The organism is Candidatus Woesearchaeota archaeon, assembly GCA_016188115.1.
In the GTDB taxonomy this organism is placed as follows: Archaea; Nanobdellota; Nanobdellia; order Woesearchaeales; family GW2011-AR9; genus JACPIK01.
Genome location: JACPIK010000002.1, coordinates 1,459,112 through 1,471,151, shown reverse-complemented (window position 1 = coordinate 1,471,151; position 12,040 = coordinate 1,459,112). Strand labels below are relative to the sequence as shown.

Genomic DNA, 12,040 nt, shown 5'->3' with positions numbered 1-12,040 from the left:
TCTCTTTTCTGAGCTGAAATACAACCATAATTGTATTTCATGCTTCGCTCGGGTCGAATTTCCGACCCTGCTAATTCCAAGCAATGTTAGAATTGCAGTAAACCACTTGTGAATACACAAGTGGAATTAGCAGATTAAAATAAAGAACAGATAAAAAAAATAGAAGATTTACTAATTCTCATTTTTATCCTATTTCGCTTTGGCGTCGTCTAAATACCCCACTACTCTTACAACAGGATAACGCTGGCTTTGAGGATAGTCTAAATTTATTTCGTGAGCTAATCCAGGATTTGCTTTAAGAGAGATAAATGTCCCTAAAGAGCTGTACCCATGAGAACTATGAAAGGTACGAGGTTCAAAGACGAGATTATATCCTCGGATTGCAGCTCCTACTGCCCCACCAGTATTTTTAATATCGATAGTGAGAGGTGTAGGTACAACATTATCAAATTTCACTGGATTGGGTGAAGTGAGATGAAGATGATATTCATCTTTTAGATCGTTGGGAAATATTTCTTCAACATCTTCTAGAGAGATAGTAAGACCATACTCATCAACAATAGAAACATTGTCAAAGAAATCGCCATCACCATTCAAGTCAACTTTAACTTTACTGTCTGTTCCTCCATTAAGTTCTTGGATATTGACAATGAAATTTGCGCCACCGACATTTAAGATGTAATTTCCTTTTTCATCTGCTGATCCAACATATGTTTTATTGAGAGCAACATGAGTAAAAGAAACTTCTTTGGTAGATGCGTTCCATCCGTTATACCTCATGAGGTATGAACGAGCATTGTTCTGTTCAGGATGTCCCGTAGTGACTACTACATTAGAATTGTAGGGGATATCACTGCGTTCGCGCAATATGAGGGGTTGGTTATGTCCTCCTAAAAGCAAACCGCGAATTTTAAATTCAAAAAGTGGCATGCGGACTTGTTTCCCAGTTCCTTCATACCAAGTGAGTTCATATCTTTCTGGGGAAGTTGGAGCTAAAGTGATTTTGTGAGTAGGAACGTCACTAAGACCATCGTACGCAATATCCCAATTTTGGGTGAACAGAATTGCAGGATCTATTTGCGCAATTTCCAATCCTTCACTCAATGTGCCATGAGCAGGGATGTAAATTTCTTTTTCTGCCCTCATGTCAATGTCAATCGTAGAAATTGTTAATTCTTGTCCGTTAATGTTTCCGCTGACTTTTACAGTGCTAAATTTTTGAGGATTGTCGTTGACAATGAGGGTTCCCCCATCATCTAAATCTTTGATTAAATCATCCTGAAGTACTATTTTTTGCGCACCAAGATAAACATCAGCATAATTAAACTCGCCTTGGGTTTGAAAACTACCAACACCAAGATAAGAATTACCTTGAGAATTAGCTTCAAGTAAAGTTAAATCTCCACGATGAAGAAGAGGTGTAGTTTTGCCATTAATGGATAGGATAACTCCCTCTGAATTACTTTTAAGCAAAGAAATAGTGTATGTCTTTTCCCCTACGCTAAATGTCTCAGGTTGCGCACTGACTCGCTGTTGAGTAGGAGAATGCATTAAGACCAAATGAACACTATTGAGCCCTGTCGGTCGATAGGCATTGACGATAGTATATCTTTTGCCCATTAAAACAATATTCTGGTCTAATAAATCTATGAAGAAGTCACCACGTCCAGATATACGTGATTCGAGCCCATCCATAAATTCTAAGTGATATTGGGCAATATTTTGATGTTTACGAATAACATAGAAATCGCCTATTTTTTGATCTTGATTTGTACCAAAAAACACTGCATGGTTTAGAGGATCTTGAGAAGAAAAATTAAGGTATTGACTATAAGATGAAGAACCGAGTGGAGTGGATATTTTTCCATCTTCAAGCCAAGCTACATCTTCTCCTTTGAGAGCATTAGTTACATCATAAATACTTTCACCTTTAAGATCTTCATCATTATTGCGAATTTCGAATTTATTTGTAGCAGAATAACTAATTACTTTTTCCATAATACGTGCAGCTTGAGCTGTTTTTACAAGAGAGTTAGAAGTGTCACATGCATCCCCTATCCGATCTTGATCTAGATCTGTTTGATTAGTATTAGCAATCAAAGGACAATTATCAAGAAGGTCTTGAACAGTATCAGCGTCACTGTCTAATGCGACGGTTTGAGTATCATTAGAAGCAATACTGGTATTGGAATTTTGACTAGAAAACCAACATGATGTAACAAACATTAGCGAGACTAATAATAGAAATAATATACTTGAAGTAATAATTTTTCTCATTTAAACCACCCTTTTGTGTTTTTGGGGAAGTATGTTCTTTTTAACTTTTTCTATTGTGAATCTTGTGAATCTGTAGATAATTCTGATAAAATAGAGAACCGAGAAAGATCTTAGAAGAAAGATTTGAGAAGAGTGCGAAGAAGAAATATCTTGGTGAAAATGGGTCTTGGTGATAATGGAGATTAAATGAGGAGAAAGAAATATATACTTTAGAATGGGTATTGAGTGTATGGTTACAACACAGAAACGGTTTTTGCTGAGTACATTTCCGCTGGAGTATAAGACTGTTTTTTTGCGTGTTGATTATAATGTCCCTCTTGATAATAAGAAGAATCCAAAAGTGCTGGATAATACCAAAATTAAAGAAAGTTTGCCAACGATCCTGTTTCTGCTTCAAAAGAAGTGCAAGATTATTCTCGCAACACATATTGGTAGACCAGAAGGGAAAGTGGTGGAGACTCTGCGGGTCGCACCCGTGGTGAAAGAATTACGTCGTCTTCTTCATCGATATCAAAAGTACACCGTTCTTGCTGCCCCAGATAGTATAGGGAAAGAAGTTGTTACCAAAATTGCAAAGATGAAACCAGAATCTATTTTGTTTTTAGAGAATTTACGGTTTTATCAACAAGAAGAAGATAATGACCCTGCATTTGCCCATACACTTGCTGATTTTGCAGAAGTATATGTTAATGATGCATTTGGAACTTCCCATCGAGCACATGCTTCAGTAGAAGCAATCACTCATTTCCTTCCATCAATGGCAGGGTTTCTTCTAGAAAAAGAGATCTATTATTTAGGAAAAGCACTTAATCCTGCACATCCCGCAGTGTGGGTGATGGGAGGGGCAAAACTGTCTAAAGTAGAATTAATGAAAAAAGCCATGCTAAAAGCAGATTATATTTTAGTAGGCGGCGCACTTGCATTTGCGTTTTTAAAAGTTCAAGGAAAATCAGTAGGTATGTCAAAAATTGATGCGACTGCGTTGCAAACAGCAAAAGAGCTATTGAAAAATAAAAATGCGAGTAAACTGCTCTTTCCAGTTGATTTTGCCATTGCCTCTTCAATGGATTTGCGAGCAACACGCAGTGTTGTTGAAAGTAATAAGATTCCTCCTCTCGCTTTTGCGTTAGATATCGGACCACGAACAATAGAATTGTATACTTCTTATTTGCATAAAGCGCGCACGGTAGTTTGGAATGGGCCATTAGGATATTTCGAATCGACACGTTTTGCACAGGGAACTCGGGATATTGCACGAGTTATGAGTACATTAAGCGCGACGACGATTTGCGGAGGAGGAGAAACGGAAGAAGCAATACGCAAGTTCCGATTAGAACATACTATGACTCATGTGTCTACGGGTGGCGGAGCTTGCCTCGAATTTTTGGAAGGAAAAAAACTTCCCGCATTAGAAGCATTATTACAGAATTATATTACGTTTAAGTCTAGGTTTAACATGCATATTAAAAAGTAGAGTAAATTAATTGGCTGATTGCTCAAGCGTAAGTTCTATTTGTGTTCCAAATGCAACCAATGCGAGTTCTTCAAATGCTTTTTTCTGACTTTTAACAGACTCACTAATAGATTTAATTCTTTCTTCTAGTTGGGATTTTTGATTTGATAGACGATTTTTTTGTGAAACAAAATGATCTAGCTTATACTCTACTTCTTGAAGACGCATTCCAAAATCTTTTGTTAGCCCAGGAATGACAAAATGCTGCTGTTCCATAATATTATGAAGAAGACGATGCTGTAAATTTGTGAGATATCCCTGTTCAATTTGACTTAGACGATCTGCAATTAAATGTTGTGAAGACTGACTTGTTTGGTTGGTTTGACTTGTCTGACTGGTTTGGTCTTGCTTAAGCAGAGCATAGATGTGGTCGCAATAATGGATGATAGAAAGTGTTTCATCTTGAGCTAATGCAGTAATGGGGTTTTGATAATAACTTGTTACGATTTGATTTTGTTCATTTTTTTGAGTGTAATCAGAAAAAAGAGGAAGAAGTGGGGAGAAAAAAGCAAGTATTTCCTGCTCAAGCAAGGAATATTCTCTTTCTAGATTATTTTTACGATTTTGAGCTAGTTTAGCAGGTTGAAATAATGGGTCTTTTTGGAGAATGAGGCCTTCATTTCGTTTCTCTTCTATTTTTTTATCAAGATCTCGTTTCTGTTCGTTAAGGGAATGATTTTGTTGCTGAGATCGTTGGAGTAATTCAACGGTTTGTTCTAATTCTTCATAGCGACGTTGAAGAAGAAAATAGAGAGGTATTCTTTGTTTTATACAAAATTGATCCAAAGTGGAGGAGGTTTTTATAATTAAAACTAATTTTTGATTAAGTGGTTCAAGTAGATCAGTGGTAGGATGAGTTCTTAAAATGGCACAGAGACGATGACACTGTTGAAGAAGTTCTTTGTTATATGAAAAGAGAAGATCTAGAGAAAGAGAGGAAGACAATTTTTGGAATGTAAGTAAGATTAAAGAAGTAGCGTTGACAATGTTATCACGCTCAACGAAGAGAAAGGAATTAAGAGCATGATCATACTCTTTTTGAAATTGGGGAACTAGTTTATCAAGAGAAGAAGAAAAAGAACGGCGAGCTACTTTTGTTTTACGTTGCTCTTCGATCGAAGTAAGTTGTTCTTCAAGCCAATTTTTGGCCTGCCCAAGTGAAATGTGGTGGGCGGATCCTTTTAAAGTGAGAGGATGTCGTATTCGATGAACTACACTCTTCCAGAAAGCCATGGTGTATTCTGGGAAAAGAGACTTTTAATCATTTCGCTTGAACAACATACGGATTAAAACATATATGGATTTGATTGATGTCACGAAGAAAAAAGTAATAAGAAGATAATAATACAGAAAATGGAGAACTATTCAATTCTATGGTAAGAAAACTAATCATCAAACATAGAATAACCTGGTTAACGTCCTGATACAATTTCAATGACGTCTCGATGTTTGAGTAGATGTTCTTTTCCTACTGTGCGTTTAGTGTGGACATCTTTAGCGCAGATGAAATTTTTTCCAAGATCCGTATGAAGTTTATAGGCAAAGTCAAGGGCAGTAGATCCAGCAGGAAGTAAAAAACAGTCTGGAAGACGATTGCCATCTTTATCTTCAAGTTTGGTTATTCCTCCGGGAAAAATCGCCATGTACCCTAATAGGTTAAAGATTGCAAGGTCTAGTGTTTTTTGTACTCCAGTTGAACCGAAACGATCTAAGATGTTTTGTTGGATTGAACTAAGAGCTGCTTTTTGTTTGTCGTTGAGTTTATCTGCTTGGAGTAAAGAAAACGACGCATCGCCTGGCACGTAATCTATGAGACCTACTTTTGCTGCTTGTTTTAGGGCTAACTCCGCATCACCACAACAGGCAACAAAATGATATTGAGGAAATTGAGTGCGCAAGCGTTCAACATTTTCTTGTGCACCAGGTAGATCTATTTTGTTACAGGCGATTAGCATAGGTTTGGTTCTTTGACGAAGAAAGGTAGCAAGTTGGAGGAGCTGTTCATCACTCCATGAAAGAGGTTTGAGAGGGTCAAGAGAGAGTTTTGCTATGGCTTCTTCAAGCATAGTTTCGGTGACTCTAAGACCCGTGAGTTGTTTGGCTAGAGCAATATGGACTGCTGCGCGTTCTTGTGTAACAGTGCGAGCAAACTTTTCCCAGCCTTTGGTGAGAATACCTAAGTACCACATATCTAGTTCAACTTCAAGAAAGCGAACATCTTGCGCAGGATCGTGGGTGCCGATTTGAATTGATTCTCCTTTATCATTGGTTGATCCGGCTGCATCAACAACATGAATTAAAACGTCTGCTTGACGAAGATCATCCAGAAATTGATTGCCCATCCCTTTTCCTTCGTGTGCTCCGGGAACAAGACCTGCCACGTCAATGAGTTGAACAGGTACAAAGCGAAAATGATGCAGACACATCCCCGTACGAGGATTACATTGGGTGTTAAAATCTTTATCGACACATTCTAGACGAACAAACCCCACCCCAGAATTAGGTTTTATTGTAGCGAAAGGATAATTCGCAATTTCAGCTTCCGCAAGGGTTGCTGCTTTAAAGAAGGTGGATTTTCCAACATTAGGTTTTCCTACAATTCCAACGAGCATTTTTGATTGGGATAAAAAGAGCTTTATTAGGCTTTCGTAAAATTATAGAATTCAACATATAGAAATTTAACAAAGGGCATGCGAGAATATTGCGCCTACTTTCCCCTAACGATTACAAAGTCTATGAAACTTTGATAGTTGGCAAATCAGTTGCATTGCGCAGATTATTTTCATTACCTTGTGGAATTGCAGGAGGGAGATTCATTTCTGTTGGTTCCTGCCAAGGCCAGGCTTTGTAGGTTTTTACAAGAAAAAATCCAGAATAATTTCCGAGTGTTTCGTTTTGAGAAATTGATAAATGGACAGTAAACTGCTTTGACTGATCCGAACCGAGAAAAAAAGAAGAGGAAGGTTCAACACTAAACCAAGTAGTAATATTTCTAGCACTAACTACTTGAAGGTCGATTTTTTGAGTGTAATCATGAGTGTTATTAATACGAAAATGACGATATCCCCCACCACCTAAAGGAATATCTCCAAAATGAAATTTATCTTCATCTAAATTAAAACCAACTCCATGCTCTTTGACAACAAAATCAAATGGTAAAGTAAAGATGTCTTGAGGCAAAGTATGCGAAAGTATTTGCCACAGAGTAAAACCTGTAATTAATACAAGCAACACTAAAGACAGGATGAGATTGGAAAGTTTCATGGTATTTAAGAAAAAATAATAGTTTTTAACCTTTTCTCTTGTTGAGGTAGATTAGTTAGATGGTTTTACACATTTTCTCGTTAAAAAGTGGACCGTTAAGGAGATCTATCTAAAACTCATCTTTAGGCCTACTTGGACCATTTTTATGTTTTTTTACTAGAAGCAAAATTAAAAGACCTAACGCAACAACAATAACTATTCCCAATATGAGAGGAACAAGCAGTGAATTTTCTTGCTCATTAGGTAGACCCTGTTGAGGAGACTTATTAACTGAAGCAATAGGTTTCTCATTTACTTTGAGTTTAAAATCTTGAGTGTAGGTTCTGCCTTCACCAAATAAAGTAGTTAATTTAAGATTATACTCTCCCGGTGAAACTGTTTCTAAGTCTAAGAAAAGGGGAACTCGAGCAATATCCCCCGTAGGAACTTCAATGGTGCTACTTGTCGTAGTGGCAACTACTTCTTCTTGTGGAGAAGTGATAGTTGCTTGTACTGAAGTAACAAGATTGGAAGACCAAGAGTTATATAAGACCACATCTACTTTGTTAATGGAACCAGAGACTAACTGATCTGGATCTATTTTGCGTACTTCAACTATTTGATCTCCCAGTTCAAGGGCGCGTGAATGAGATGCAGTATTTCCATCATAATCAACGACAGCGTTGTAAAAATAGGTTCCACGAGACAACGTGTCTGCGGTTTGCCATTCTGCATATAAATTAGCAGTGGAACTGTATTCAAGCTGTGATTGGGTGGTAAGAGGAACAGTCGTGACAAGATCCCCTTTTTCGGACCTAATTTCCATATTTCCTTTTACTGTTTCTATCGTCTCTTTACCATAACTTGAAACTTGTGTAACAAAGAAAACTTTTTCACCAAGCTGAAAACGACGTTTATTATCACGAGTTCCAACTTCTACTAAGACAAATTTAGTAGGATATGGAGCATAGACTGTGATCGGAACACGAATTTGACCTACTGCAGAAACTGCAGGCAGCCCATACGAAGAGGGCGGTACTTCTCTAAAAGTGATATATGATTCTTTTTTTCCGGGAGCATCGGCAGGAAATTCTGGAATAGTAACTTCAAATTCCAGATTACAACTATCTTTACAGGTAGTGGGATCTGTTAAAGCAACAATAGAACGAGAAAAATCACCGCCAGTTCCTATTTCCACACCATTATTTTTAAGATCATTAACACTAAAAGAAATTTTATGAACAGTACCAGGTTCATATGGCAATTCTAAGGAGGGTGGCATGAGCCTAATAGATAGAACTGAAGGAATGAGAAACAACAGAAATACAAAGAGAATAACGGCGCGTTTCATTTTGAATGTGTGAGCAGGATATGATTGATGACAGTTACATAATTATGTTCTAGCCAAATGAATTTTAAAATTTAAAAATAAATGAAAAAAGAAAAAACAAGAACTTAATCTTGTGAGTTTCGGCTTGTTGCTTCAAATGTAAGGGTCACGGAGTGAGCACCATTGGTTGCATCTGAAGGAACATATGCTTGGAAGTATATATTCATAGCATCGCCAGTGTCACCGTAATCTAAATCCTGACAAAGAGTGATGTTATTACGACCACCTACTGTCAAAAGATTCTGCCAAGTGCTGTTTGTCTGGTTGTTATGAAATTCCCCCGGAGGAATGTTTGCTTCATCGCAAGCGTTAGATTCGTTTGCAGCAGCCATAACAAGTAATTGAGCGACTGCAGTAGAAGCACAACCACCATCAGAACCACAAAGCCAGAATTCACCGCTGGTTGCAGTATAACTAAAGACAGTTAAGTTAAAGTCTACGTTACCAGAGTTTGATACAACCATCCAATCACCAGTGGTTACGTTGGTAACTGCGCTAGTATTAGCAGCAACTACATTTGGTGCATGCGTTGTGTTTACTGGATATAACCCAGTGGTGTTGTACCAAGCAGTATCATTAAAAACTCCACTTGAATGAACAGAAGCGTTAGTATATCCGATCTCTACGTGACCAGTTCCGAAGCTTACTGCGTTATCATCAATACTTATTGCTACTTCGTAATCTGATGTAAGAGATGTAGTTCCTGTTCCTGATGTTGCTGCACCAGTTAAGAAACTATATTGACCACCAAGGGTACTTAATTTACTTACGCTTACAAGCGTTCCTGCAACTGTTACTACTAATGCTACTGCCAGTAAGGCAACGACTGTGCGATTTGAAACATCTGCCATTTTTTAACCTCCTATTACCTCTTTTTATTGCACGGTTGTACCGGCATTTTGCTGATTCTGAGTTTGATTTGGTGAATCAATACCAACGCTGACTTTTGCTTTTTCACTATCTGACATTGTTTCTGGATTAAATGTAGCAGGTGAATCAACATTCAAAGAAACTTCACCATCTGCGCCATAAATTACCACAGGAACTGCTTTGTCAAGTGCACTTAGATAAATAGCAAGCGAAACAACACTAACTAAGATAATTACAACGAGAACCGTTAAGACTGTACGGTTTGATATATCTTCAACTTTCTTTTGTTGCACTTCTAACACCTCCTTTAACTAGGTGGAACTAGAATCTTTCGATTTATATACTTTTCGTTCTAGAACTAAGTTCGTAATTTTGAGTAAGAGACGTAAAATAAGGCAGATAATGAATTGTGGGTTGGAATTTTAATTGAAATAGAAACAAATGAGAGAGAGAGAGTATTTCTCGTCTTTCATTTCGTCTTTCATCTTTTGAAAAACATAAAGGATAAAGCGGAATTGGTAAGACTTAGAGAAGAATTGAGAGAAGATTAGTGTGGAGTAAGAGAAAGGGTTGTAAGAAAGCGATGGCGTAAGAGTTATATACTTTGCATCTTTTATTTACCCTATGCCACGCTTTCCATTGCCAAAAGATAGTTTGGTCAATATTTTTCCGGATTATAGTCCAATTAAAGTAAAGTACAAAGATATTTTTAACATTAAAGAGTTCTATATGGCGTTGCATCACTGGTTAAATGAAAATGGGTGGAAAGATATTGAAAAAGATGGCGACCATTGGGAGTCATATTATGGTGAGAGGATTGGACAGGGAGGAGAACGCGAGATTTGGATTTGGTGGCGTATGAGAAAAAATCCGCCAGACACCCCCTCCGGAAAAGATGCAGAGGGTAAAGACTGGTCAGCGCATGTGTATTATTTAGATCTTGATTTCCATTTTCTTAATATTCAGAATACAGAGGTAGTGCGAGAAGGAAAGAAATTACCTGCACATAAAGGCGAAGTAGAAATGATTATTCGAGCTTATGTCCATGAACAATATAAAGATGCATTTGATAAATCGTCTATTCTTAAAGAGATTAAAGGATTATTTTCACATCGATGGTATAGTAATACTTCCACGATTCGACAAAAACAACTCTATCAAGAAACGTATTCGTTACAAAATTTTATCAAACAATGGTTCAAGCTCAAACGATATATGCCTTACGAGGAAGCTCGGACGTTCTGGAGTTCACGGGCATGGCCTTCGCATATTAAAGAAGAACAGAAAGAGTAATTTGACGATTAGGAAGTTGAGTTTATTGGAGATTGTTTTTTCTTCATTTTAGGTTTTTATCCACAAAAAGTTAATAAATGAACCCTCATCGAATAGACACAAGCCCCAGTAGCATAGTGGTAGTGCACCTGACTTGTAATGCCACTTGGCTGATGTGTTTTCAATAATACAACAAGCGCATCATGTCATCAGGAGGTCGGGAGTTCAAACAGCCTTTTGAAAAAGCTTGACCAAAACCGTTAAGTCAAAAGGTAGGGAAGTCTCCCCTGGGGCTCTTTTCTTGTTCTTGGTTTTCGCAACAGTAAGAAATAATATAGTAACAGATAGTAACCAACCTCGGTGGATGACTTAGCAAAAAGGAAAAAAGAATATTAAAAAAAACTAATGGTTAGAGGCACTAACAGTTAGAAATATAGTCTGTTTGTAAAGGCCATTGACCGGTTATACCATACATAGCGGCTTCGTTCTGAATTGTGCTAAAAATATTTCCTGAACCGCTATTTGGAGCTGAACCTAGGTCTATTTGTAGGTCACGCACAGAATTGGCACAAATCCGGTTGTTCTCTATTAGGTTGTTAGTGGATGAGAGAAGAACTAAACCTACTTGATTCTCACTTACTTGGTTTGATGAAAGTGTAATCGAGCCAGAATTAGTGATATATATCCCCCGAACACGGTTAAGGTTAAGTTGATTATTTGTTAGGGATCCTCCTGCCACTCTTTCCAATTTTAAACCTTGGTTATTGTTTGTTAATGTATTGCTTTCTAGAACCACATTTTGCGCTCTTTCTACAGAGATACCGTTCCCAAAGTTAGCAATAACACAATTGCGAATCGTTGGTTGAATTATTTGACGAAGTTGATCATTAATAACTGCTCCCCTTAAGAATATTCCATCCTGTGAACCAAGCCCTAATATTTGGTGATGGGCGCAATCGATCGTTACTCGATCAAGAGCAGTGATTTCAAAACAAGCTTGGTTATCCTGCGCAATGACGTCTCGAGATAAAGTGTAGGTAGTATCTCTTTGCCATCCGCCAGCAGGTGTTCCACAGGATGAAATGGAAATTGAATTAGGTCCGTTAGGTTGGTTTGAAGGTGATGCGGCAGAACCTGCGGGTTGATTTTGTGTGTTTGTGGTTGTTGCTGGGGCAGTTGTACAACTCACACTCTTAACTTTGCCTTTTTCACAAAGTATTTTTTGCCCATTTTGACATTCACGCAGAACAAAACCTTCTTTTTTTCCCATACAAGGGCTTACTGGTTGCTTTTTGGCAACTGCTTGACCTGAAAGAGCATCTTGGTCATCAATAAGGTTATCAGGATTGTTGTTTGATTGTGAACAACCAAAGAGAACTACTGTAAGAACCATAACTACTGCTACAATAATAGTTTTCATTTTTTCACCTTTTTTTATACTAGGCACAATACAAAGATAACTGTGTTAGTATGCG

The 12,040-nt window shown here is 37.6% G+C and carries 10 protein-coding genes and 1 tRNA gene; 3 read left to right on the top strand and 8 right to left on the bottom strand.

Annotated elements, in window-relative coordinates; genetic code table 11:
* Positions 1-189: 189 nt before the first annotated feature.
* A complete protein-coding gene (locus HYV86_07945) occupies positions 190-2,277 on the bottom strand; it encodes a thrombospondin type 3 repeat-containing protein (GenBank protein MBI2573771.1) in 2,088 nt (695 codons plus the stop codon).
* Positions 2,278-2,506: 229 nt separating this feature from the next.
* Here HYV86_07945 and HYV86_07940 point away from each other — a divergent pair, with 229 nt between their 5' ends.
* Entirely contained in the window at positions 2,507-3,751 is a 1,245-nt protein-coding gene (locus tag HYV86_07940) for a phosphoglycerate kinase (protein MBI2573770.1), read from the top strand.
* Between the two features lie 6 nt (positions 3,752-3,757).
* Here HYV86_07940 and HYV86_07935 read toward each other — a convergent pair whose 3' ends face one another.
* The 6 genes from HYV86_07935 to HYV86_07910 all read right to left on the bottom strand — a co-directional run bounded on the left by HYV86_07935 (position 3,758) and on the right by HYV86_07910 (position 9,586).
* A complete protein-coding gene (locus HYV86_07935) occupies positions 3,758-5,023 on the bottom strand; it encodes a hypothetical protein (GenBank protein ID MBI2573769.1) in 1,266 nt (421 codons plus the stop codon).
* A gap of 179 nt (positions 5,024-5,202) precedes the next feature.
* The gene (locus HYV86_07930) at positions 5,203-6,402 is read right to left on the bottom strand and encodes a redox-regulated ATPase YchF (protein MBI2573768.1); all 1,200 of its coding nucleotides are present in this window, start codon (positions 6,400-6,402) and stop codon (positions 5,203-5,205) included.
* 121 nt (positions 6,403-6,523) lie between these two features.
* Positions 6,524-7,054 carry a hypothetical protein gene (locus HYV86_07925; protein ID MBI2573767.1) on the bottom strand — a complete coding sequence of 177 codons (531 nt, stop codon included), beginning with the start codon at positions 7,052-7,054 and terminating at the stop codon, positions 6,524-6,526.
* A 109-nt stretch (positions 7,055-7,163) separates the two neighbouring features.
* Positions 7,164-8,384, bottom strand: coding sequence for a hypothetical protein (locus HYV86_07920; protein ID MBI2573766.1), 1,221 nt, complete (start codon positions 8,382-8,384; stop codon positions 7,164-7,166).
* A 104-nt stretch (positions 8,385-8,488) separates the two neighbouring features.
* Positions 8,489-9,274, bottom strand: coding sequence for a hypothetical protein (locus HYV86_07915; GenBank protein MBI2573765.1), 786 nt, complete (start codon positions 9,272-9,274; stop codon positions 8,489-8,491).
* A 24-nt stretch (positions 9,275-9,298) separates the two neighbouring features.
* A complete protein-coding gene (locus tag HYV86_07910) occupies positions 9,299-9,586 on the bottom strand; it encodes a hypothetical protein (protein MBI2573764.1) in 288 nt (95 codons plus the stop codon).
* A gap of 331 nt (positions 9,587-9,917) precedes the next feature.
* On the opposite strand from HYV86_07910, the gene HYV86_07905 reads away from it, so the two are divergent.
* Positions 9,918-10,586: a hypothetical protein gene (locus tag HYV86_07905; GenBank protein ID MBI2573763.1), complete on the top strand. Its 669-nt coding sequence runs from the start codon at positions 9,918-9,920 to the stop codon at positions 10,584-10,586.
* 102 nt (positions 10,587-10,688) lie between these two features.
* A tRNA-Thr gene (locus HYV86_07900) sits at positions 10,689-10,860 on the top strand.
* Between the two features lie 123 nt (positions 10,861-10,983).
* Here HYV86_07900 and HYV86_07895 read toward each other — a convergent pair.
* On the bottom strand, positions 10,984-11,985 hold the full coding sequence (locus HYV86_07895; protein ID MBI2573762.1) for a right-handed parallel beta-helix repeat-containing protein: 1,002 nt from the start codon (positions 11,983-11,985) through the stop codon (positions 10,984-10,986).
* Between the last annotated feature and the right edge of the window lie 55 nt (positions 11,986-12,040).